Source organism: Umezawaea sp. NPDC059074 (assembly GCF_042738955.1).
Lineage (GTDB): Bacteria > Actinomycetota > Actinomycetes > Mycobacteriales > Pseudonocardiaceae > Umezawaea.
This window is the reverse complement of sequence record NZ_JBHYHC010000025.1, coordinates 36,708-60,577: the sequence shown is the minus strand read 5'-3', so window position 1 is coordinate 60,577 and position 23,870 is coordinate 36,708. Positions and strand designations below refer to the sequence as shown.

The window sequence follows — 23,870 nt, the reverse complement described above, 5'->3', positions numbered from 1 at the left end:
CCCACCACCGGCTGTGTCACTGGGGATCGGAGAACAAGCTGTAGGAGGCGCTGTCGCGGCCAACGCAGTAGGGCCTCAGCGGGCACTGCTCGCAGATCGTTATCGTTGCCCTGCACAGCGTGTTCCCGATCAAGCGAACTGCCGCCATTCGCAGCGGTGCCTGCTCGCCTGCACCGACCAGCTTGACCAAGTCGACGCGACCATCACTCAACCTGTTGTTGCGGTCGGAGCTGCTGGCGTTGAGCCTGGCTGCCACCCGCAGGGTGCTCTGACCGATCAAGAGCAGATCCTCGCCGAGCAGCATCTTGTACAGGCTGGCCTCCGATGGCTTCATTTCGAGCCGGCCTGGGATCGCCTCCCACTTCTCCTCCGACCAGAAACTGGATTTGCCCACGAAGTCGGCGAGCTTGTCCTCCAAGCGGGCTCGAACAGCTTGCGATGGTGCGGACTCCAGCAGTTTGCGCCACCCCGTCTTGGTGAGGGTCTTGGCATCGCTGATGGACCCCAGGACAGCCCGCACCTGGCCTGGTTGAACACGCGAGCTGGACAGCAGTGCCACCACCGTGGCGTGGAGGGTGCTCAACTTCGGCAGCTCGATCTCACCATGTGCTTGTTTCTCCAACGCCCAAGCGGTCAGCTCCGCACGGACCTGTCGCCACTTGGGAGTCAAACCCGCAGGCGTGGTGTCGACTCCCGCCTTCGGGCGAAGCACATTTGCCGCTGCCTGCCCGAGCAGCGGGGGGACGGCGTTCCCGATCTGGCGAAACGCATCGCTACGGGTACCGGCGAATCGGAACCGATCCGGGAACGTCTGGATCCGAGCAGCTTCGCGCACGGTGAGCGTTCTGTTCTGGTCAGGATGGATGTACCAGTAGCCGTCCTTGGCGATGTGGGCCGTGATGGACCTGCTCAAGTCCTCCCAGGCCAACTTCTTGTACTTGTCGGTGAAGTGGTCGGCCTTGTAGCGCCTGAGGTTCTCGTCAATTTGCGAGTAGAGCGTCTTGGAACTCATCGCGCCGAAGATGGTCCAGTCGTCTTCACGCACTCTGCGGGTCATGTGGTCGTGGATGACCTCTTGCGGAGCGCGCTTGCGCATTTCGACCGCAAAGGCGGACTGTTCCTTCGCAGGCGTGTTGTACGGCATCACGCGCTCGCCGATCCGCTCCGTCGGAACAACCTCCAACTTCGGCAGATCACCGATGGCATCCCCCAAGAAGGTGCGGGCGGTCACGTCGTCCTGCCAGGTGAAGTCGTCAACATCGTTGCGCGCGAGCAGGATCAGGCGCTTTCGGTGCTGCGGAACACCGTGCTTCCACGCATCCACCAGCCGGACCTGCGTCGCGTAGCCGAGATCCTCCAGCTGTTCCTCGATGACCCGAACGACGTAGAAGTCGTCGCCCAGCCCCATGTCCGGCACGTTCTCCATGAGAACGGCTCGTGGCGCCAGGCGGCGGACCACGTCCATGTAGGCGCTCCACAACTCCTTCCGGAGGTCTTGCGGATCGCGGTCGTGGTTGGTCACGAGGTGTCGGATCTTGCTGCGGCCCGCCCTGCTGAACGGCTGGCAGGGGGGACCACCTGCCACCAAGTCGATACGCCCCTTGGCAGGAGCGAGCAGCTCCTCCAGCCGGTCACGCTCATCAGGATTGCCCAGATCCATGTGGAGGGTCATCCCCGGGAAGTTCGCAGCGTGGGTTTCGAGAGCTCGCTCGTCGAAGTCCACCGCTGCTGCGAGCGTCCACCCGGCACGCTGCAAGCCCAGGCTCAAGCCTCCCGCGCCGGAGAACAGGTCGACCGCAAGCCTCTTGTCCGAGGACTGCTTGCCCAACCACTGCTCGAACTTCTCAGGAGCGCAGCTGTTGCGGTGTCGAGCAAGGCTCAGGTAGTCACTGCGCTCCAACGGCACACCGTAGAACGACTCGGACACAGCCCACCTCCACCTGTGAGAACTACGAGCACCAGGAGATCACAGAAACGTCGCGGAGGACAAGGCAAACCGCTGCTCACCGCCATCGTGAGCTCCAACTACCCACCACTTGCGCGCGCTTGGCCGAGTGTCAGCACCCAGCCCCTCAAGGCTTGAGCACAATTCTATGGGCGCGAAGATCTCGTGTCGCACCGGGGGACGGGCAACGCCACCGCCCGCCGCGCCGGTCGCCAGGAAGGCTGTCAAACCCTCCGCGGACGCCGCCACCCCGTACGCGACACCGGCTGACGGGCATGCCCCTGATCGACCTTTCCGGTGAACAGAACGGCAGGGCCGGTGCAAAGCCGGCTGGATCGCGACCAGACCTGCCCACAGGCGTGCACGACCGTGGCCGGACCAGGGGCACGCTCCACGCTCTTGCCCAGAGCCCGTCCGGCAACCACCTACCGCTGAGTCGATGTGGCGCCACCCCACCTCGACTGGAATTCAAGTTCGCTGTGCGCGTACCCCGTACCAACAGATCGCCACATCGCGAAGTCGTGTGCGAGACGATCGTTGCCCTGTGTTCGTGTCGTGGACTATCCGGGCCGAGGCGTCGGGGCGCTGCAGCGAGGACGCGATCAGGATGCGGAGTTCGACAACGTCCCGAAGCCGGGATGGGCGCCCGTGGTGGGCGCCCATCCGGCTCCGATTCCTCGAGGTCGGTCGTTGGTCACGCCGTCCCGCGCGGCAGCTTGGGACCCGGCCTCGCCCGTTCGTCGTCTGGGCCTCAGATGAGCGATCGGGATTCCTCCGCAATGCGGTGGCCGTGTAATCCTGGACGCATCGATTCTCCGGTTCCATGACACGGTCAGGCCAGTAACAGGACAGTTCGCGGCGAGTGCCCGGTTTTCTGCCACAACTTCGCGAGGCTCCTCGCAAACCACCTGGTACGACAAGGGATCTACTACTGTTCCACGCGGTCGCGTCCCGACGTTGTCCCAGCTCAGGTGGAACCAAGCCAACCGTTCCAGGACGGCAGACGGTCAATCCGGACCGTGGCCGATCAAAAGAGGACGATCGTTGGACTAATCGGAACGTGGGAGCCGTGAATTACGACCGGGCCATGATGCTCGGTTTCATCTTCTTTGTCCCGAACCATTGCCTCGACCACGAGTGGCAGGCAAAGTTGTCGGCCAGGCAGTGGTGACCGGTGGTCGACTGCAGGGGCGGCAACCCTGCGGATTCGGTTACGCACTTCCGAGTCTGGGCCTCGTTGCACTAGCGATCGGAGGCGAGCGATGCTCGCTTTATTTTTATTAGCGGCGCTGCCGTTCACATCAACCCCGCAGGTGGCGCGCCCGCAATCCCGCCCGTTGATCACTGCCGGGCTGTTCTTCGTGCAAACCGTCGGTGGACCTGACGGCAAGACCGCCTCCACCGCAGGCTGACATGGGCCGCAGGGAGAACCCCTTGCCCCGGTCCGACACCCCCTTGGTCGCCCTCGCGGCATACCTCCGGGAGTTGCGGATCGTGGCCGACACCACCTACGCCGACATGGCGGACGCGGTCACGGCCGCGGCCTCGGCACTGTCCGAGGCCGCGGCCGGGCGGGTGCTGCCCCGGCTGCGCACCGTGCGCGACTACGTGCGCGCCTGCCGTGGCTCGGCCGCCGACCTGGCCCGCGCCGAACACCTGTGGCGAGAGGCCACTCGTCATGCCAAGGGCACGTGCGCGACCGGGAAGCCCGACCCCACCGCAGTGCAAACCCCACGGCAGTTCGCCACCTCGGTCATCGCTCTGCTCGAAGAGGCCGGACTGTTCGGTGTGCGCGCCGTCGAGACTGCCACCAACGAGGCCGGGCACCGCGTTGCGCGCACCACCCTCTCCCGATGGCTTGGCAGGCAGGACCAAGTCATGCCCGCCTGGATGCTCGACGCGCTGCTCGCTGCCTGCAAGGTCGACCTTCCGCAGCGCACCGAGTGGGCGCTGGCCCGCACCCGCGTCGCCCTCGTCGTCGCCGGTCTACGCATGCTGCCAGCAGACACGACGAGCACGTCCGAGGAGATGGTGGCCCCGCCCCTGCTCACCGTCGTTCCACCACTCGATCAGGCCCCCGCTGCCCGGCAGACGCAGGTCGAACCCGATGACCACACCGATTCCACCAGTGAGGACTTCGTCGACAACCCACTGATCGACACCGGCGAGCCGAAGCGAAGGGCAGCCTCGGCCCAGTCGTTGATGACCGAGCTGAAGGCGCTGCGGCGAGGGCGAGGTGTTCAGGTGCCGGGCCTCCACCGGCAGGTCGGCCCCGCACTGCGCGAGGCTTGCGGTATCGACGAGTCCGACGGCGCCGACGTGGTCCGGGAAAAGATCCGCGCCTGGGTGCTCACCACGGTCCACGCGTTTCCCGAGGAACTCAAGCTCGCCGTCACGACCCCGCTGGCGCTGCACGACGAGGCGCAGCACGCATTCCTCGCGCACCGGATCCAGTGGTTCGCCGACAAGATCGGCCGGGATTCGCGCACCACCCGTCGTCGCATCGACGAGGGGCTCACCCGACTCGTGGAGGCCGCCGCGAGGGAACACGCCCCGCTGACGACCAGGCCGTTCGCTACGGAAGACGGTTGGCACACCACCGTGTTCGAGGCGCTGCTGCGCTTGGACCGCTCGTCGCCGACGTGCACCGAAAGACGCACCATCCAGGCCGATCGGGATGGCATCGACAAGGTCACCTGGTCCCTGACTCTCCCCCCGGCCACGCCTGACGGGGGACCGGGTGACTTGGACGTCCAAGTGCTGCAAGGGGTCGAGTTGATCTCCGCCGACCGGCTGTCACCCCGCCGCTTCCTCCTGCACCTGAGGTTGCCCCGAACGCTCACCGCCGGTGAGACGCACCAGTTCTCACTGGAGGTGGGGATCCCTGTGGGCCAACCGATGCGCCCGACCTACACCTTCTGGCCGGAACGGGTATGCGAGCGGTTCCGGCTCGCGGTCCGCTTCTCCCAGGACGCACTCCCCACCGCGGTGTGGCGGACCGACGGCGCGTTTCCTGGAGACACCGATGACATGGTCGAGAGCGACGACCCGCTGACGATCAACGACATCGGCGAAGTCGAGGTGTCCTTCGAGGACCTCGAGGAGCACAGGGGATACGGCGTGCAATGGCGACCGGGAGGACAGGACTCACGGGTCCCCGGTCCCCCGCGCCTCGTGCCGCTCTCCGTCCACGGCGGCACGAGTGCCGCGTCAGGAACCTAGAAGACCTCCGCGCCGATTTCCGGATCACGGCGGCGCCGCAACGATCGATGCGGGCGGGCGGCCACCCGCAAGCAGTCCACATCGTGACGTCAAGAACCCGAGGAACACCATGCCCGCACCACACCTGTCCCGCGTTCCCGCGCAGCGCGTCGAGCACGCGGCGAAGACTTCGCTGTCCTACCCCGCCGTTCTGCTGGTCGGCGCGGTGTTCGGGTTCGCCGCGCTGCTGATCCTCGCGGCAGGCTGCTCGCCGCTCGCCGCGGTCGGTCTTGCGGTGCTGGGTGCGGGCAGCACCCTCGCGCTGGTCGGCATAGGCAAGGGCGTCGCCGCCGTGGGCCGCCAGCTAGTCGGGCCGGGCCGAGTCCCGGACGGAGATGCGGTGTAATCGGTGGGCGGTGGACATCACGTCACAAGCGCTGGCGGAACCACCTGCGGATCAGGCTCACGGTGATCACGAAGAGGAGCAGGGCGATGCCTGCTCGCCAGAGGTCACCGGAGTCGCCCTCGCGGCCGGTGTAGGCGCTCTTGCCGTAGAAGAAGTAGGCGATGTCGACGACGAAGAAGACCAGGATCGTCCACCCCGTCCAGGTGCGGACCTTGTTGGCGTAGGTCTGGCTGACGCTGACGTTGCCGCCCTGGGAGGCGATGACGGTGCCGCGGCCCCTCGCCCTGTTGCCCTGGTGGTAGTGGTTCCCCGCGCCACCGGGGTTCTGCGGGTTGCTCATCGTGAATCCCGGCCTCCGTTGTTGAAGGTGAAGACGTGGTTACCGCCCTGGGTGGCGATGACCCTGCCGTTGTCGCTGGCCGTGTTGTGCTGCACGTACTGGGCCACCTCCACTTCTGACCCCGCTTGGTCCTCGTGAGCGGAAATGCCCGCGATCAATCCTCGAAGATCGGATTCGAAGGACTTCTGCCGAACCTGCCAGTAAGCGCAATTGCTCAGTTGCGCGATGACCGCGGGCAACTGGTCGAAACTCGGCAGTGGCGTGTTGTCGAGGAGCACCGGAACCACCGGGATGTCCCGTTCAAACGCCATCTGGAGTTCGGTCCGGACCCAGTCCTTCGGGTTGTCCAGTCGACGCCTGCCGAACGCGTCCTCGACATCCAGCCAGGTCGGCCCGATCACCGCCAGAACCTTGTCGCAACGTTCCAACGCTCGCCGGATCTTCTTCGGGTACAACGCTCCCAACGCCAACGAGTCGCGGTCGCGGAACACGTTCTCAGGGCCGAAGTGCCGCGCCAGCCGGTCGGCGATCGCCGCAGCGGAATGCACGCTGTCGACAGTGCGGTAGTTGACGAAGAATTTGGGCATGACACGCCTTTCGTGTTGTGACGGTTGATCGACAAGTCGCCAAAACCGACTCATGCCTTCGTCATCATCACGAACGCCACTATAACCAGCGGGCCAGTGAATGCGACCTGCCAATTAGTGGACAAATACGGCCCGCCCGATGATCGTTCCGGTACCCGCGCCGCTGCCGGGCCCGCGCTCGGGCCCGGCACGCACAGGTCAGAGGCCTACGTAGGTGGCGAGGTGTTCGGCGGTGAGGGTGGAGCGGGATTTGACCAGGTCTGTGGGGGTGCCCTCGAAGACGATTTTGCCGCCGTCGTGGCCTGCTCCCGGGCCCAGGTCGATGATCCAGTCTGCGTGGGCCATTACTGCCTGGTGGTGTTCTACGACTATTACGGATTTGCCGGAGTCGACTAGGCGATCCAAGAGAGCCAAGAGTTGGTTCACGTCTGCCAGGTGTAGGCCTGCTGTGGGTTCGTCGAGGACGTAGGTGCCGCCCTTGCCTGCCATGTGGGTGGCTAGTTTGAGGCGTTGGCGTTCGCCGCCGGACAGGGTGGTGAGGGGTTGGCCGATGGTGAGGTAGCCGAGGCCTACGTCCGACAGTCTGGTGAGGATGGTGTGGGCCGCGGGGAGTTTGCCTTCTCCCTCGGCGAAGAAGTCCTTGGCTTCGGCTACCGGCATGGAGAGGACCTGGCTGATGTCGCGGCCGCCGAAGTGGTAATCCAGGACTGAGGTGTCGAAGCGTTTTCCCTCGCAGACCTCGCACGGGTTTGCGACTCCGGCCATCATGCCCAGGTCCGTGTAAACAACGCCTGCGCCGTTGCAGTTGGGGCAGGCGCCCTCGGAGTTGGAGCTGAACAACGCCGGCTTGACGCCGTTGGTTTTGGCGAAGGCCTTGCGGATCGGTTCCAGCAGGCCGGTGTAGGTGGCGGGGTTGCTGCGGCGGGAGCCTCGGATCGGGGTTTGGTCCACCGAGACGACGTCCTCGCTTGCGGGGATGGAGCCGTGGACGAGAGAGCTCTTGCCGGAGCCTGCTACGCCGGTGACCACCACCAAGACACCCAACGGGATGTCTACGTTGACGTTCTGGAGGTTGTGGGTCTTCGCGCGGCGGATCGGGAGTTTGCCGGTGGGTTTGCGGACCTGTTCCTTCAACGTTGCGCGGTCGTCGAAGTGGCGGCCGGTGATGGTGTCGCTGGCTCGTAGGCCCTCGATGGTGCCTTCGAAGCAGACCGTGCCACCTGCTGTGCCCGCGCCGGGGCCCAAGTCGACGACGTGGTCGGCGATGGCGATCGTTTCGGGCTTGTGCTCCACGACCAGGACCGTGTTGCCCTTGTCCCGCAACTGTTCCAGCAGCTTGTTCATGCGCTGGATGTCGTGCGGGTGGAGGCCGATCGTCGGCTCGTCGAAGACGTACGTGACGTCGGTGAGCGACGAGCCAAGGTGGCGGATCATCTTGGTGCGCTGGGCCTCGCCGCCGGAGAGGGTGCCCGAGGGGCGGTCCAGGGAGAGGTAGCCGAGGCCGATCTCGACGAACGAGTCGAGCGTGTGGCGCAGGGTGGCGAGCAGCGGGGCCACCGACGGCTCGTCCAACGCGCGCACCCACTCGGCCAGGTCGCTGATCTGCATCTGGCACGCGTCGGCGATGTTGACCTTGCCGATCTTCGACGAACGGGCGCCCTCGTTGAGGCGGGTGCCGTCGCACTCGGGGCACGTCGTGAACGTGACCGCCCGTTCCACGAACGCGCGGATGTGGGGCTGCAACGAGTCGACGTCCTTGGACAGCATCGCCTTCTGGATCCTCGGGATGAGGCCCTCGTACGTCAGGTTGATGCCCTCGACCTTGATCTTGGTCGGTTCCTTGTGCAGCAGGTCGTTCAGCTCGCGCTTGGTGAACTTGCGGATCGGCTTGTCGGCGTCGAAGAAGCCGCAGCCGTTGAAGATGCGGCCGAACCAGCCGTCCATGCTGTAGCCGGGGATCGTGAGGGCGCCCTCGTTGAGGGACTTGCTGTCGTCGTACAACGCCGTCAGGTCGATGTCCGTGACCGAGCCGCGGCCCTCGCAGCGCGGGCACATGCCGCCGGTGATGCTGAACTCGCGCCGCTCCTTCACGGTGCGGCCGCCGCGTTCCAGCGTCACGGCGCCCGCGCCGCTGATCGAGGCCACGTTGAACGAGAACGCTTGCGGGGAGCCGATGTGCGGCTTGCCGAGCCTGCTGAACAGGATGCGCAGCATCGCGTTGGCGTCGGTGGCGGTGCCGACCGTGGACCGCGGGTCGGTGCCCATCCGCTGCTGGTCCACGATGATCGCGGTCGTCAAGCCCTCCAGCACGTCCACCTCGGGCCGCGCCAGCGTCGGCATGAAGCCCTGGAGGAACGCGCTGTAGGTCTCGTTGATCATCCGCTGCGACTCGGCGGCGATCGTGCTGAACACCAACGAGCTCTTGCCCGAGCCGGACACGCCGGTGAACACCGTCAGCCTGCGCTTCGGGATCTCGACGCTGACGTCCTTGAGGTTGTTCACGCGCGCGCCGTGCACGCGGATCAAGTCGTGGCTGTCGGCGTCGTGCGGCGTGTCCGTCCTCGTGGCCTTGCTCATCGTGTCTCCATCCGTGGGCGGGTCAGCGGATTTGCTGGATGCGGATCAGGTTGCCCGCCGGGTCGCGGAAGGCGGAGTCGCGGATGCCGTACGGCTGCTCGGTCGGCTCCTGCACGACCTCGGCGCCCTGGGCCTGGAGCTTCGAGAAGGTCTCGTCGAGGTCCTTCGTGGCGAAGTTGATGGCGGCGTACGTGCCCTTGGCCATCATCTCCACGATCGTGCGGCGCTCCTCGTCGGTCACGCCGGGGTCGACGGCCGGCGGGTGCAGCACGATCGAGGTGCCGGGCTGGCCGGGAGGACCGACGGTGATCCAGCGCATCCCGTTGTAGCCGACGTCGTTGCGGACCTCGAAGCCGAGCGTGTCGCGGTAGAACGCGAGGGCGGCGTCCGGGTCGTCCTGGGGGAGGAAGGTCGAGTGAATGCTGATGTCCATGTCGGCAACACTAAGACGGGCTCGGGGACCGCGCTTCTCGATTCCTGACCGGTCTGGTCACCTGCTTCGAGACGCACGACGGCATGCCCGCGGTCGAGCGGGCGGCCTCGGTCCGGTAGGTGCTGGGCGGCACGCCGACCAGTTCGGTGAAGCGGGTGCTGAACGTGCCGAGCGACGAGCAGCCGACCGCGAAGCACACCTCGGTCACGCTCATGTCGCCCCGCCGGAGCAGGGCCATCGCCCGTTCGATGCGGCGCGTCATCAGGTAGGCGTACGGCGACTCGCCGTAGGCGACCTTGAACTCGCGGCTCAGGTGCCCGGCGGACATGTTCACGCCTCGGGCTAGCGCCTCGACGTCCAACGGCTGGGCGTACTCGCGGTCCATCCGGTCGCGGACGCGGCGGAGCCTGGCGAGATCGCTCAGGCGCTGCGCCGCGGCGGGTCTGCTGGTCACGCCCGCGATCGTGCCACACGACCGGGGCTACCGCGGGGCGTCGGCCGGTCCCTCCACCGGGGAGGGACCGGCCGGAGGCCGTTCGCGCCGACCCCTCGCGGCGCGACCGGACCCGTCAGCCCGCTTCGCGGATCTTGTGGACGGTGCCCGTGCCGACGCCGCTGGTCTCCAGGGCGCGTTCGACCGCGCGGGGCGTGCCGACGCACAGGAAGCCGGGGTAGGCGACGCCCTTGACGGACACCCGCGTCGGGCGGAAGCGGGTGGGGAGGAGGCCGTGGAAGCGGCTGGCCACGACGTCCTCGTAGAGGCGTTCGGAGATGACCAGGACCAGCGGTGACGCGGTCTCCTCCGCCAGCGCCTTGCGGACCGTCTTCGAGTCGAGCAGGCGGCAGGTGACCACCGGGGCGTTGCCCGCCAGGCCGAAGTGGCCCGCGGCGAGCGTGCCGTGGTGCATGGCGACGCGCAGGCGCACCGCGGGCTCGTCCGGGTTCGTCCTGATGTGCTCCGACAGCGCCTCGGAGAGCTGGTCGGTGAACTCGGCGACCACCCACGCGGCGTCGGTGTCGGCGGGCAGCACGGCCAGCTCGCCGTCACCGCGGAGCTGGCGGTACCACTGGTCGCGGTCCAGGCCCGTGCGGTGGGCCGCCAGCGCGAGGATCTCGCTCAGGCGCGTCTGCGCCAGCGCCTGGTCGAGGGTGTCCAGCCTCGAGTAGTTCTCGATGTCGACGGCGACCACCAAGCGGTAGACCAGTTCACCGTGCTGCGCGGTCATCGACCTCAGCGGCTCGGCCGGGACCTGCTGGTCGACGCTGTGCTCGACGAGGTCCAGGCGGCCCCGCACCCCCGTGGTGGGGACGGGGACCGGGCGGGTCCGCGGGATTCCGATCGTGTACTCGTCCATGCGTGCCAGCATCATCCCGATCACCCGCACCGAACAGGGGAATCACCGGGGTTCGCCGTTGCCGTGCGCGAGAGCGTTCAACGCCGACCGGTCCATCACGGTGATGGTGCGGTAGCCCATGCGGATGACGCCCCGGTCCCGGAGGGTGCGCAGCTCCTTGCGGGCGGTGTCCTCCTCGACGCCGACGAGGGCGCCCAGCTCCTTCTGCGTCAGCCCGATGTCCAGCGTGATGCCCTCCGGGACGGCGCGGCCGTACGCCTCGGCCAGCTCGTCCAGGATCCGCGCCAGGCGGACGAACGCGGAGTAGCCGTTGAAGTCGACCCTGCGCTTGTCGGCCCACCGCAGCGTCTTCATGATCATCCGACTCAGCGCGAGGTTCGCGTCGGGGAAGTCGGCCAGGTAGTTCTGGAAGTCCGCCGACTGGATCACCCGGACGTGCGCGTCGCCGCACGCCGTCACGGTCGCCGACCGCGGCTCGTTGCTCAGCGCGGCCATCTCGCCGATCACGTCCCCGCCGACCTTGATGCTGAGCAGCGCCATGCGCCCGTTCTCCAGGCTCACGGTCGCCTTCACCACGGCCTGGCACAGCAGCACGACGTGCGACGACCGCTCGGCCTCCCGCATGATCACGTCCCCGTGCCGGAAGGTGCGGGGCACCCCCAGCTCCAGCAGCGCGCCCTGGCTGCGCGGTGACACCATGTCCAGGTAGGTCCCCGTCGGCCAGTGGCCGGGATCGGGGAACTGACGTCCCATCTGAGTGATCGACCTCATCCAGCACCTCATCCGTTCGAGGAGCGCCCCGGCGCCGCGGCGACAGATCCACTTCGGGGCCCAGTCTCCCGGTTCCCGCGAGCCGTGATTAGTGGTTTTCCGGGTATTCCACCCGAATGGCGAACAGGTCGATCACGCCGGTCGAGCGGCCCGCGTCGCGGGTGCGCGAAACGGCGGAAATCGGCCTTGGTCCTGCCGGGCGATCATTCATCCGGACGCTCACGCTACCGCCGTATTCGCGGTTACCGTGTGGTTGCGCGCACTACGAACCGATCGAGGTGACCGTTCGTGTTATCGCATGAGCTCCCCCTGCACCACACCATGGTCGCCCTCGACGTCCAGGGCTACGGCGCACCACCGCGAACGGACTTCCACCGGTCCGCGGTCCACGACGGCCTCAACGAGGCCCTGCGCCGGGCGTTCGCGGCGGCGGCCGTCGAATGGGATTCCTGCGTCTGGCAGGACGGCGGTGACGGCGCGCTGATCCTCATTCCGTCGGCTGTGCCGAAAGTCGTCGTGCTCACCCACCTGGTACGTCATCTCACGGACGAGGTGCGCGAGCACAACGAGGCGTCTTCGGACGCGGCTCGCATTCGACTGAGAGTGTGCCTGCACTCGGGTGAAGTACGCCGAACGGACCACGGTGTGGTGGGCAGCGGCATCATCCTCGTCAGCCGCCTGCTCAACTCCGCAGAACTGCGGGAAGAACGGACGAATTCCCTCGATCCGATTACGCTCGCGGTGACGGATGGATTCTTTCGCGACGTGGTCGCCCACCATCCCGCGGCGGAACCCGAGAAGTACCGGGAAATTCGGTTCGAGGAGAAGGAGATCGCCACCAGCGCCTGGGTCAAGAACGCGGTGGCCGTGCGGAAACCCGACGCTCCGGCACAGGTCGCCCCACCGGCGGGTCGAGACGAAGACCAGCTGAACTCACTGGTGGACGCGCTGATGGAGGTGCCGAGCATGGCGGACGACGTGAGCCGCCGCGCGGTGCTGGCCCGGCTGCCCCGCCACATCGGCAGCGCGATCCCCTACCACCCACGAGCGCGGTTGCACGTTTTCGAAATCGTTCGGACCTGCCAGGATTACGAGAACGGCGTCACCGCCCTGATCACCGCGCTCCGCACCTTGGAGGGGGACTCCGTGCCGGTGCTCCGGGCGGAGGTCGCGGCGCGCAAATGGCTGGACGAGCAGGGCGACATCGGCTGATCAGGCTCGACCCCGGTAATTGGACCTGGCTCGGTTTTCACCCACGGGAGGCGCAAACATGCGGACACCACGAGAACCGGGGCAGGAAATCCTGTGGCAACTGGTCACCGCTCTCAGCAAGATCCCGGTGCTGACCGAACTGCACGGTCGAAACCTGGTGCTGCGAATGCTGCACGCCGAACTAGGCGAAGTCCTCCCGGTCGAGGAGAACGGATATTCGCTGAACCACCTCTACGAGATCGCCGCCGCGTGCCGTCAACGCCCTTTGGGTCTGTCCGCGCTGGTGCGAGTGGTCGGCAGGCTCGACAAGGGATCCCGTCACATGGCGGAAGTGCGGAACACCGTGCTGGACATGACGGTCCTCCCCTATTGGTCCGCCGAATCACGCCACAACGTGATAGGACTGCTGCGCGAGGTGACCATCGAGGACATCGACGAGGTCTACCGGAACGTCGCCGGACCGACAGCGCCGCCATTACCGGGGAATTCGACCTACCTCGACGCCTTCAGCCTCTTGGAAACGCTCAACGCGCGTCCCGACGGCCTGCCCAAGCCGATGGTGCTCATCGAGCACCTCGCCGCGAAGGCGCGCCCGGACATCGCGCTCGAACTCCACCGGTGGACGAGCCAGCAAGCGGAGCTCACCGGGTTGACCGACGAGCTGACCGCCGCCCGCGCGGACATCCGCAACGCCAAGGCGCCGATCACCAGCTCCCGCGAGCTGCACGGGTACCTGGTGTTCTCGCTCCAGCGGATCGGCACCTCGGGCAACAGCTTCGAACTGGTGCACTGGCGCCAGCTCGGGTTGCAGAACGGCTGGTTCCCCCACCGCGCCGCCGAGTTCGTCGGCGACCTGGTCGCCGTCAAGTACCAGGTCGCCGCGCTCATCGAGCACATCGAGGGCCACTGGTCCGAGTTCGAGCCGACCTACCGGGTGGAGTTCGTGCTGTCCGCCGAGCTGCTGAACCTCGACGTGGACCAGTGGCCGTGGGAGACGGACCCGCTGCTCCCCCAGCTGCTCGGCACCCGGTACTCGGTCGTGGTGCGGAGCCTGGAGCGGATGGGCACGCAGAAGTGGCACCGCGAGTGGCGGGCCCGCTGGCGGGAGCTGACCGCGCAGCTGGAGGGCACCGGTGTGATCACCGAGGAGTCGACCTGCTGGGGCGGGGACGTGAGCCCGTCGGGGCTGCGCAGGCTGACGGCGGCGTTCGACCGGCGACCCACCGCCGTGTCGCTGGTCCTCGGCTCACCCCCGCGCGCGGAGTCGTCGGGTCGGGACGAGATCGCGGTCGCGCTGCGCGCGGGCGCGCCGATGATCCTGTGGCACCGGGAGGACTGCGACCACGGGTTCGTCCGCACCGCCCGCGAGCTGCTGCACCTCGGCGGGGAGAGCCACCTGCTGGAACGGGTCCGGTTGGCCCGCGCCGACGCGTTCGCCGACGAGCCGGAGGGCGAGCACCGCGCCCGCGCGCTGACCCTGCTCTACGACGATCCCCATCGGATGGTGGTGCCGCTGGGTCCCACCGCGCCGGAAGGAGCGGTCGCGTGAGCACGGGCGAGGCGACCGGTCCCCGGTGGCACCTGTACCGGGGCACGGCGGAGAAGGCGTCCGAGCCGATCTCCGAGTGGCCCCCCGCTCCGCCGTGGCGGCGGTTCGCCGGGCAGGGCTCGGCGGGGCGGCCGGACGACGACGGCGGGGAGGCGGACCGGCACGTCGGCACCGCCCTGCGCACCCTGCGGATCCCGCACCCGCGCGAGGTCGACATGGTCAACGCCGCCATCAGCCTGCGGCGACCACTGCTCGTGACGGGCGATCCCGGCACCGGGAAGTCGACCCTGTCGTACCTGGTCGCCAGGGAGCTGGGGCTGGGGCCGGTCCTCCGGTGGCCGATCACCAGCCGCTCACGACTCGGCGACGGCCTGTACAGCTACGACGCGATCGGACGCGTCCAGGCGACCGGTGCGGGCGACCGCGACGGTGCGGGCGACACCGACATCGGCAACTACCTGCACCTCGGCCCGCTGGGCACCGCGCTGCTGCCCTACGACCTTCCGAGGGTGCTGCTCATCGACGAGTTGGACAAGGGCGACATCGACCTGCCCAACGACCTGCTCACCGTGTTCGAGGAAGGCCAGTACGAGGTCCAGGAGCTGGAGCGGATCAGCGGCAGCAGGCCGGAGGTCCAGGTCAGGACCGCGGACCCCGGCGGCATGGCGACCGTGGTCGGCGGGGTCGTCCGGTGCCGGGAGTTCCCGGTGGTGATCATCACCAGCAACGGGGAGCGCGAGTTCCCGCCCGCGTTCCTGCGCCGGTGCCTTCGGCTGCACGTCGACCCGCCCGGCTACGAGCAGCTCGGCCAGATGGTGGCGGCCCACTTCGGCGCGCTCGAGGGGGTCGAGCTGAACCGGCTCATCACCCACTTCCTCGAGCACAGCCAGGTGGTCGGCGGGTTGGCCTCCGACCAGCTGCTCAACGCCGTGCACCTCGCCGTGCAGCTGGCCACGTCCGGCGAGTACCGGCAGGACAACGAGTGGGACGAGCTGCTCAAGGCCGTGTGGCACCCGCTGGTCGCCGAGTCGTGACGGACGCGCCGCGGGACGGGCAGGGGTGGACGCGCGTGCGAACCGCGGTCGCCCAGTCGGTCAGGTCGTCGGCCGATCCCGACGCGGGCACGGCGACCGACGCCCTCTCCCTGCGGGAGTTGCGCGACGCGCTGTGGCTCGCCCTGGTGCTGGGCGGCGACGACTCGCTCCCGCCGCTCGACGACCGGTCATGGCGCACGTCACCGGGGAAGCGGCCCGAAACCGGGGAGAACCCGCCCCTGGGCCGTGGCGGCGGTGCGCCTGACGACCGCTCCCGCGGCGAGCGCGACGGCGTGCGGGGTCCGCACCTCGACCAGTGGGCGATCGGCGCCAGGGGTGCCGCTCGCGGCAGGGCGGGAGAGGACGCGGACGGATCGCATCCGGCGTCCTCGGCGTGGCCGACGGTGCCCGCGCTGCCGGACCGGCGGCACATCACCGGCGCCCTGCGACCGCTGATGCAGGGATCGCCGTCACCGCGCGACGAGGAACTGGACGAGGAGGCGACCGCGGTCCGGGCCGCCCAGGACCGGCTGTGGGTACCCGAGCTCCGCGCCACCCGGTGGCACCCGCTGGAGGTCGCGCTCGTCGTGGACCGGTCGGCGTCCATGGTGATCTGGCAGCAGACCGCGCGGGAGTTCCTCCACCTGCTCACCCACCAGGGAGCGTTCCGCGACGTTCGGCTGTGGCACGCGGACTTCTCGACGCGGTCGCCGTCGGACCTGCGGCTGCACCCCGAGACCGCCGAGGCGAAGGCGACGAGCTGGACGCGCCTGGCGGACCCGACCGGGAGGCGGCTGGTGCTGGTGCTGACCGACGCGGTGGGCGAAGCGTGGCACAGCGGGGCCGCGGCGCACGTGCTGCACCGGTGGGGCCAGAAGATGCCGGTCGCGGTGGTCCACGTCCTGGAGCAGCGGCTGTGGCACTGGGGCGGGCTCGCCACGCGACGGGTCCGGCTGTCCTCCCCGACGGTCGGCGCTCCGAACGCGCGCCTGCGGATCTCCCCCGCCGAACCCGACTTCGCGTTCCCGGACAGCGCTACTCGCGGGGCGATGGCGGTGCCGGTGCTCGAACTGTCCGGTGCGTGGTTCGCCGGGTGGGCGCGGCTGCTGGCCTCACCCGGCTCCGAGTGGACCGAGACGACCGCGGCGCTGGTCCACCCGTCGGACGGGGTCGTGTGGGAGACCGTCCCCGAGCCCGTCGTGGACGATCCGCCCGACGCTCGGGAGCGGATCCTCAGTTTCCGCACGGTCGCCTCGGCCGCGGCGTTCCAGCTCGCGGGCCTGCTGGCGGCGGCGCCGCTCGACCTGCCGACGATGAAACTCGTGCAACGGGTGCTGCTGCCCAACACCGGGCTGTCGGTCCTGGCCGAGGTGCTGCTCGGCAGGCTGTTGGTGCGCGACCGCGGCGAGGGCCCGCAGGACGTGTTCTACGACTTCCACGTGGGCGTGCGCGAGGAGCTGCTGGCGGGCGCCAACCGCGCCGACACGGTCCGGGTCGCCCGCCTGGTCGCCGACCACGCCCCTCCTGGCGCGACGGTCCTGCGCAACCTGGCCGTGGCGCTGGACCAGCCGAACACCGAGCTGCCCGACGTCTCGCTGGAGAACCTGCGGCACGTCCGCGTGCAGGAAGCGGTGTTCCGCGCGCTGTCCGGTCCCTACATGCCCAGGGCGAAGCGGCTGGCCGCGCTGCGCTCCGAGCTGGGGACCGAAGAGGGTGGCCAGAGGGGCGCGGCAGGGGTGTCCACCGCAGGAGGCGACATGAGCACGCGAGAACCGCAGGGTGGATCCCCCGAACGTCCGCTGGTGTGGGGCAAGGTCCCCCTGCGCAACAAGGACTTCGTCGGCCGGGAGGCGCTGCTGGAGCAGCTGCGCCGCAGGCTCGCCGAAGGCGGTGCGACGGCGGTCCTGCCCGAGGCGCTGCACGGCTTGGGCGGCGTCGGCAAGTCCCAGACCGTGGTGGAGTACCTGCACCGCCACGAGTCCGAGTACCAGCTGGTGTGGTGGGTGTCCGCCGAGCACCAGGCGCAGATCAAGACGAGCTTCGTGGAACTGGCGGGCAGGCTGGGGCTCATGGCGGGGGCCGCGGACGCCGCGGTGCCCGCCGTGCTGGAGGCGTTGGCCTCCGGAAAGCCCTACGGGCGTTGGATAGTCGTGTTCGACAACGCCGAACGGCCGGAGGACCTGGCGCGGTTCCTGCCATCCGGTTCGGGCCACGTCGTGGTGACCTCGCGCAACGCCGACTGGAGCGGGCACGCCCACTCGGTCGAGGTCGACGTGTTCACCCGGCGGGAGAGCATCGAGCTGCTGCACCGGCACGACAGCGACCTCGACGACGGCGAGGCGAACACGCTGGCCGAGGCGTTGGGCGACCTGCCGCTGGCGATCGAGCAGGCCGCGGCGTGGCGGGCGCAGACCGAGATGCCGGTCGCGGAGTACCTGGAACTGCTGCGCCGCAACAGGGACGAGCTGATCGCGTCGGGGGCGTCCACCGACGACCAGCTTCCGGTCGCCGCCGCGTGGAACGTGCCGCTCAACCGGCTCGGCCGCGAACACCCTGCCGCGTTGCAGCTGCTGCAGATCTGCGCGTTCTTCGGCCCGGACCCCATCTCGCTGAACCTGTTCCGCGGGGTGCGCGACGCGCCGGTTCCCGTCGAGCTGGCCGAGGCGCTGAACATCCCGATCATGCTCGACAGGGCGATCCGCGAGATCAAGAAGTACAGCCTCGCCAAGATCGACCACCGGAGCAACACCATCCAGCTGCACCGGCTGGTGCAGTCAGCGGTGAAGAACCGGCTCAGCGAACGAGGTCGGGAGAACATGCGGCACGTGGTGCACGTGCTGCTGGTCAACGGCGACCCGCAGGTGCCGGACGTGGCCACGAACTGGCAGGACTACGGCGAGCTCCTGCCGCACGCGGTGGCGTCGGAGGCGATGGACTGCGAGTACCCGTGGGCAAGGGCGATGATGGTCAACTTCGTGAAGTACCTGCTGGCCAGCGGCGACTACGACGGGGCGATCGACCTGTCGGCGCACGGGGTCGAGGTGTGGCGGTCGAGGCTGGGCGAGAACAGCCTGGAGACGCTGGACATGCGCAGGCTGCACGCGGTCGGGCTGCGGCGCTCCGGCAAGGTCCAGGAGGCCGTGCTGCTCAACCGGAAGACGTCCGAGGCGATGCGGGCCGCGGTCGGCGAGGACCACGAGCAGTACATCGGCATGATGGACGTGGTCGCGGCGGACCTGCGCTCGCAGGGGCTGTTCACCGAGGAGCTGGCACTCCAGCAGCAGGTGCACCGCAGAGCGCGCCGCGTGCTCGGCGTCGACGACCCGAGCACCCTGCGGTACGCGCTCAACCTGGCGGGCTGCTACCGGCTCATGGGGGCGTTCGACCGGGCGAAGAAGCTGGACGAGGAGACCCTCGAAGCCTTCACCGCGGTGCTCGGCTCGGACCACCTGTGGACGCACCGGTCGCAGACAGCGCTCGCCACCGACCTGCGTGAACTGGGCGACTACGAGACGGCGCGAGTGCTGCAGGAGGCGACCCTGCGGCGGCAACGGGAACTGTTCAGCGATGACCACCCGTACACGATCGGCGCGAGCCGCAACCTGGCTGTCGCGCGCTGCCGGACCGGCGACCACGAGGGTGGGCTGGAACTCGCGGAGGAGTGCTTCACCCGCTACCGCAAGAGGTACGGCGAGCGGCACCTCGACTCGATCACGTCGATGATGACGCTCTCGGTGGACCTGAGGCACCTCGACGACATCGCCAGGGCGACGGAGATGGCGGAGCGGAGCCACCTCCTGTTCGCTGAGATCCGGGGCACGGTGCACCCCCACACCCTGATCGCCGCCACCAACCTCGCGGTCAACTACCGGCTGTCCGGCCAAGCGGAACGGGCGAGCGAGATGAACGCGGAGGTGATCACCGCGTTGCACCGCTTCTTCGACAACGACCACCCGTTCGCGTTGGTGGCCGCGACGAACCTCGCGAGCGACTTCGCGGCCCTCGGCGAGCACGCGCGGGCGCGGGACATGGACGCGGACACCCTCGACCGCTCCACGAGGGTGCTCGGCGCGGACCACCCGTCCACGTTGGCCGTGGCGCTGAACCTGGCCATCGACCTGCGGCACCTGGGCGGGGCCGAGGAGTCCTCGGTGTTGCAGGCCAGGACGGTCGACGGGCTGCGCCGGGTGCTCGGCCACCGGCACCCCACGACCGTCCTGGCGGGCAAGTTCACCAGGGCCAACTGCGACATCGACACGATGCAGCTGTGACGGGGCTCAGGAGCGCCCGGCCGCCAACCACTCGACCAGCCGCACGGGATCCGGACGGGTTCCGGTGCGGGCGGAGACCTCCCGGTGCAGCGCGAGGACGACCTCCGGTTCGCGGAACAACAGGTCCGAGCCCAGGGTGAGGGCGAGGCCGACCCACGCCTGCTCGTCGTCGGCGTCCGCGACGACGCGCCGCCGGTAGGACACCGCGGCCTCGTCCAGGTCGCCTCGGGCGTAAGCGAGGTCGGCCTCGTCGACGCCCTCGGTGTTGGGGACCTGTCGCAGCGCTTGAGCCTCTAGCAGTGGAACGCGATCGGAGAACGCGCAGTTCAGGTCGTGGTCGACCGTGGTGCGCACCGCGAGGTCCGCCGGGGCACCGCCGGTCGTGGTCCAGGCGTCGACGAGGGCGGCGATGTCGGCCGGGTCGGCCCGGAGGTGCTCGACCCGCCACAGCGCGCGGCGGTCGTGGACGATCTTGGCGACGGGACCCGACCGGTCCTCGGGCGCGAGCTCCGCCTCGCAGACGGCGAGGCGGCGCGACAACGTCTCCAGGAACAGGGTTCCCCACTCGTTGAGCGGGGCCGTGGCCCTGATCTCCTCGATGGCCGAACGCACCTGGAGAGCTCGCAGGACGAAGGCGAACTCCGCCCGTGCCGCCAGGCCCTCGGAGACCTGGCCACGCCGTGCGCACCAGAACTCGACCACGCTGGTGAACGCGTACACGCCGTGGAGCACTCCGTCCAGAGGGCGAGGGCTATCACGCCACGGCGCGAAAAACCGCTGGTCACCGGCGTCGTGCAGGGTCACGGCCTCGAAGACCGCGTTGAGCTTGGAGTGCTGGAGTTCGTGGACCAGCGCCTCGGCCAGCTCGTCCGCCGAAGACTTCTCGGACAGCGCGATCGCCCCGAACGCGGCGGACGACGACGCGGCCACCAGGCCTTCACGGCGGAGCGGCACGAGGCTCAGCAGGCCGTTCGACAGCTCGGTGGCGTAGCCGGGATTCCAGTCCAGGATCACGGACCAGGCGCGGTCCAGTTGCCCGGACCACTCCTTGAACTCGACGTCGGTGAGCGGATCCGGAGTGGAAGGGCTGTCGACGAAGACCCGATGGGGATCCCAGTCGTCGAACACCACGTCCAGCACCGCCCCCGCTGCTTCGGCGCGGTGCTCCCGAATCTCGTGGAACGTGCCGTCGCCCCGGACGGCGAGCACGTCACCGTCGAGACCGAGTTCCAGCCGGGAGCCCGTGCGGGTGAGCCGGACGAAGGCCGTGGAATCGCCGACGGACACCGTGAAGGTCCCCACCGTCGGCAGGGTGACGACACCGCGCACCACCGGCACCTCGGTCGAGAAGTCCACTCCGGTACGGATCGCCGCCGCCGCCGCGATGACGTGCAGCACGCCGATTTCCGCGCGGTTCGCCGGGCTGTCGACGAAACCGTCCACCACCCGTTCGACGGCTCGCCGGAGCCGCAGTCCGACAGCGGGGAACATGATGATCTCGTCCACCACGGCGGGGTCGATCGCCTCCGCGTCGAGGACGAGCCCCCACGCCGCGTCGAAGTCCATCGGCAGGCCGGCCACCACGACGTCGGCGCGCACCAAGCGGAGAAAACTCAGGAGGAGCGCCTTGCGCTGACCGTTCTCGATTCGACGCAGGACGGTCATGGTCTCAGGGGAAACCGGACCTTCGCAGATTTCCTTGAACGCGGCGAACGATAACGAGGAATCTTCCGATCCGCGAATGTCAGACACGCTGTTCCTGCACAAGATCAGAAATCTTGCCCTTGCGGACCTCGGCGCAAATTCGAGAGACTGCCTCATCAAGAATGGGCGATTCGATCGACCCCAGGTCGCGCAAGGTAAGAAAAGCAAGGTCGAACACACGCGCCCCTGCAGCAGGGGGAGAAATCGCCGTCACTGAATGGCCTTGCCTCTCGAGCCGCACTTCGGAAGGCGCCATCATACAACCCCGGCGAGGCAGGAGTGTACAACCCCGACGAAACAGCGGGGCGGGCGCAGGTCCCTCGGGCGTCTTCTTGGCCATGGGCCCACCGGAGAGCGAAGTCGACCGCTCGCTAAATCCAGTTAAACAAATACACCGCCCACCCGCAGTAGTGCGGACCTCTGCCTCAAGGCGACCTGCGGAGGTCGTCGGCCGGCGCGAGGCTGTCACCGGGGTGATCGATGAGTTTCCGTCGCCAGGCGAGTCAACACTGGGACGGACGAGCGAAGGTGGAGTCATGGCGAAGTTGCGCGAAGTCCTGGAGGCCCATGTCGGTGAGGGGGCTGTGCCTGGGGCGGTGGGGTTGGTTGCTCGGGGTGGGCAGGTTGAGGTCGCGGTGGTGGGGGATGTGGATGTCGAGGGGTCCGCGGGTATGGCGCGGGACTCGATTTTTCGGATTGCGTCTGCCAGCAAGCCCGTTGTCGCGGCCGCGGTGATGTTGTTGGTGCAGGACGGGGTGCTCGGGTTGGACGAGCCGGTGTCGCGGTGGTTGCCGGAGTTGGCCGAGCCGGTGGTGGTGCGGACGCCTGCCAGTGCTGTGGACGACGTGGTGGCTGTTGAGCGGCCGGTCACGGTGTTCGACGTGTTGACGTTCCGGTGTGGGTATGGGTTTCCGGATGACTTTTCGCTGCCTGCCGTGCAAATGCTGTTCAGCGAGTCGCTTCAGGGGCCGCCCGAGCCGCAGGGGATGCCGGGGCCGGACGAGTGGATCGCGAAGTTGGCGCGGGTGCCGATGTTGAGCCAGCCTGGTGACAAGTGGCTTTACAACACCGGGTCGGACATCGCGTCTGTGCTGGTCTCGCGGGTGGCCGGGGTGTCGTTGGGGGAATTCCTGGCCGAGCGGGTGTTCGCGCCGTTGGGGATGGTGGACACCGGGTTCTTCGTGCCCGAGGAGAAGCTGTCGCGGTTCACCAGCTACTACCAGCCCGGTGAGAACGGGCTGGAACTGCTGGACCGGCCGGACGGGCAGTGGAAGGTGCCGCCGCCGTTCGAGTCGGGGGCGGGCGGGCTCGTGTCCACGGCGGACGACTGGCTGGCGTTCGGGCGGATGCTGCTGGGTGAGGGGCCCGCGCTGTTGACCGAGGAGTCGCTGCGGCTCATGACGTCCGACCACCTGACGGCCGCGCAGCGCGAGGCGTCGACGCTGTTCCTGGAGGGGCAGGGCTGGGGGTTCGGCGGATCGGTCGACGTCGCCGCCACGGACCCGTGGACCGTGCCCGGTCGGTACGGGTGGGTCGGCGGCACCGGGACGGCCGCCCACGTCGTCCCCTCCACCGGCGCGGTGACGGTGCTGATGAGCCAGTTGGCGATGACGGGGCCGACGCCGCCCACGCTGATGCGGGACTTCTGGACCTACGCGGCGACCGCCTAGCCGCGGGAGAGCCACTCCAGCGCGGGTTCGACGCGGTCGAGGATCGAGACGTGGCCGTCGCGCGGGCTGAGCCACAGCTCGGCGCGGGGACGGCAGCGGTTCGCCAGCCACTCGCCGTGCTCGCTGGGCACCATGCGGTCGAGCACGCCGTGCACGAAGAGGAGCGGCGCGGTCACCTCGGCGGGGTCGAAGCCCCACGGTCCGACGAGGGCGAGGTCGTCGTCGACCAGGCCGTCCAGGCTCGCGTTCATGGCCGCGCCCGCGTTGTCGCCCAGCGAGGTCCACGGGCCCGCGAGGGCGGCGTGGTCGGCGTCGGTGAACACCTCGGGGTCGAAGGGGGCGTTCGCCAGGTGCGCCTCCAGCGCGGCGCGGCCCGCGACGGACGCGCGCAGCTCGGCGACGCCCGCCGGGGCCATGCCCGCGAACCAGTCCAGGCCGTCGGCGGACAGCGGGGCCGGGCCGGAGATCGACACCACGCCGACCACGCGGTCACCGAGCAGCGCGCCGCACGCCAGCGCGTGCGGGCCGCCGCCGGAGTGGCCCGCGACGGCGAAGCGGTCCAGGCCGAGCGCGTCGGCGATGGCGGCCACGTCGCCGGCGACCGCCGCGATGTCCCGGCCGGGCAGCCGCGTGGAACCGCCGTAGCCCGCGCGGTCGTGGGCCAGCAGCCGGACGCCGTGCTCGGCCGCCGCCTCCAGCATGGGAGCCAGCAGGTCGCCGGTCTGCGGCGAGCCGTGGTGCCAGAACACCGGCAGGCCGCCGGAACCGCTGTCGTGCACGCGCAGCGTGCGGCCGTCCGCCAGGTCGAGTTCCAC

General features: G+C 68.8%; 19 protein-coding genes. 7 read left to right on the top strand and 12 right to left on the bottom strand.

The genetic code is table 11. The annotated features are described in order from the left end of the window. Window positions 1-16: 16 nt before the first annotated feature. Window positions 17-1,927, bottom strand: a complete 1,911-nt coding sequence (locus ACFWW9_RS14395; protein WP_390376386.1) for a DNA cytosine methyltransferase — start codon at window positions 1,925-1,927, stop codon at window positions 17-19. 1,512 nt (window positions 1,928-3,439) lie between these two features. Here ACFWW9_RS14395 and ACFWW9_RS14390 point away from each other — a divergent pair. Beyond that, window positions 3,440-5,167, top strand: a complete 1,728-nt coding sequence (locus ACFWW9_RS14390) for a hypothetical protein (protein WP_390376383.1) — start codon at window positions 3,440-3,442, stop codon at window positions 5,165-5,167. A 109-nt stretch (window positions 5,168-5,276) separates the two neighbouring features. Next, on the top strand, window positions 5,277-5,552 hold the full coding sequence (locus ACFWW9_RS14385) for a hypothetical protein (protein WP_390376380.1): 276 nt from the start codon (window positions 5,277-5,279) through the stop codon (window positions 5,550-5,552). 22 nt (window positions 5,553-5,574) lie between these two features. Here ACFWW9_RS14385 and ACFWW9_RS14380 read toward each other — a convergent pair whose 3' ends face one another. The 8 genes from ACFWW9_RS14380 to ACFWW9_RS14345 all read right to left on the bottom strand — a co-directional run bounded on the left by ACFWW9_RS14380 (window position 5,575) and on the right by ACFWW9_RS14345 (window position 11,838). Next, complete coding sequence (locus tag ACFWW9_RS14380) at window positions 5,575-5,892, bottom strand: hypothetical protein (RefSeq protein ID WP_390376377.1); 318 nt, start codon at window positions 5,890-5,892, stop codon at window positions 5,575-5,577. Continuing rightward, window positions 5,889-6,479, bottom strand: a complete 591-nt coding sequence (locus ACFWW9_RS14375) for a toll/interleukin-1 receptor domain-containing protein (RefSeq protein ID WP_390376374.1) — start codon at window positions 6,477-6,479, stop codon at window positions 5,889-5,891. Before ACFWW9_RS14375 ends, ACFWW9_RS14380 begins: the two co-directional genes overlap by 4 nt. 198 nt (window positions 6,480-6,677) lie before the next feature. Continuing rightward, complete coding sequence (locus ACFWW9_RS14370; protein ID WP_390376371.1) at window positions 6,678-9,056, bottom strand: ATP-binding cassette domain-containing protein; 2,379 nt, start codon at window positions 9,054-9,056, stop codon at window positions 6,678-6,680. A 22-nt stretch (window positions 9,057-9,078) separates the two neighbouring features. Beyond that, a complete protein-coding gene (locus ACFWW9_RS14365; protein ID WP_390376367.1) occupies window positions 9,079-9,489 on the bottom strand; it encodes a VOC family protein in 411 nt (136 codons plus the stop codon). A 10-nt stretch (window positions 9,490-9,499) separates the two neighbouring features. Beyond that, on the bottom strand, window positions 9,500-9,943 hold the full coding sequence (locus ACFWW9_RS14360) for a helix-turn-helix transcriptional regulator (protein WP_390376364.1): 444 nt from the start codon (window positions 9,941-9,943) through the stop codon (window positions 9,500-9,502). 115 nt (window positions 9,944-10,058) lie between these two features. After that, window positions 10,059-10,844 carry a hypothetical protein gene (locus ACFWW9_RS14355; protein ID WP_390376360.1) on the bottom strand — a complete coding sequence of 262 codons (786 nt, stop codon included), beginning with the start codon at window positions 10,842-10,844 and terminating at the stop codon, window positions 10,059-10,061. Between the two features lie 42 nt (window positions 10,845-10,886). Then, on the bottom strand, window positions 10,887-11,615 hold the full coding sequence (locus ACFWW9_RS14350) for a Crp/Fnr family transcriptional regulator (protein WP_390376358.1): 729 nt from the start codon (window positions 11,613-11,615) through the stop codon (window positions 10,887-10,889). 88 nt (window positions 11,616-11,703) lie between these two features. Beyond that, a complete protein-coding gene (locus ACFWW9_RS14345; protein ID WP_390376355.1) occupies window positions 11,704-11,838 on the bottom strand; it encodes a hypothetical protein in 135 nt (44 codons plus the stop codon). Between the two features lie 98 nt (window positions 11,839-11,936). Here ACFWW9_RS14345 and ACFWW9_RS14340 point away from each other — a divergent pair, with 98 nt between their 5' ends. Genes ACFWW9_RS14340 through fxsT form a run of 4 tightly spaced genes read left to right on the top strand, consistent with a single transcriptional unit; the run spans window position 11,937 to window position 19,681 of the window. Continuing rightward, complete coding sequence (locus tag ACFWW9_RS14340; RefSeq protein ID WP_390376352.1) at window positions 11,937-12,827, top strand: hypothetical protein; 891 nt, start codon at window positions 11,937-11,939, stop codon at window positions 12,825-12,827. 58 nt (window positions 12,828-12,885) lie between these two features. Beyond that, window positions 12,886-14,376, top strand: coding sequence for a hypothetical protein (locus tag ACFWW9_RS14335; RefSeq protein WP_390376349.1), 1,491 nt, complete (start codon window positions 12,886-12,888; stop codon window positions 14,374-14,376). Further along, window positions 14,373-15,410 (top strand): AAA family ATPase, encoded by a 1,038-nt coding sequence (locus tag ACFWW9_RS14330; protein ID WP_390376346.1) that lies wholly within the window; start codon window positions 14,373-14,375, stop codon window positions 15,408-15,410. The genes ACFWW9_RS14335 and ACFWW9_RS14330 overlap by 4 nt, the downstream gene beginning before the upstream one ends. Window positions 15,411-15,445: 35 nt before the next feature. Beyond that, on the top strand, window positions 15,446-19,681 hold the full coding sequence (fxsT, locus tag ACFWW9_RS14325; RefSeq protein ID WP_390376343.1) for an FxSxx-COOH system tetratricopeptide repeat protein: 4,236 nt from the start codon (window positions 15,446-15,448) through the stop codon (window positions 19,679-19,681). A gap of 6 nt (window positions 19,682-19,687) precedes the next feature. Here fxsT and ACFWW9_RS14320 read toward each other — a convergent pair whose 3' ends face one another. After that, a complete protein-coding gene (locus tag ACFWW9_RS14320) occupies window positions 19,688-21,346 on the bottom strand; it encodes an aKG-HExxH-type peptide beta-hydroxylase (protein WP_390376340.1) in 1,659 nt (552 codons plus the stop codon). 79 nt (window positions 21,347-21,425) lie between these two features. After that, entirely contained in the window at window positions 21,426-21,725 is a 300-nt protein-coding gene (locus tag ACFWW9_RS14315) for a hypothetical protein (protein WP_390376337.1), read from the bottom strand. A gap of 196 nt (window positions 21,726-21,921) precedes the next feature. Between ACFWW9_RS14315 and ACFWW9_RS14310 the strand changes: the two genes are divergently transcribed. After that, the gene (locus ACFWW9_RS14310) at window positions 21,922-23,055 is read left to right on the top strand and encodes a serine hydrolase domain-containing protein (protein ID WP_390376334.1); all 1,134 of its coding nucleotides are present in this window, start codon (window positions 21,922-21,924) and stop codon (window positions 23,053-23,055) included. Here ACFWW9_RS14310 and ACFWW9_RS14305 read toward each other — a convergent pair. Beyond that, window positions 23,052-23,870 (bottom strand): alpha/beta fold hydrolase, encoded by an 819-nt coding sequence (locus ACFWW9_RS14305; RefSeq protein WP_390376331.1) that lies wholly within the window; start codon window positions 23,868-23,870, stop codon window positions 23,052-23,054. The genes ACFWW9_RS14310 and ACFWW9_RS14305 overlap by 4 nt on opposite strands.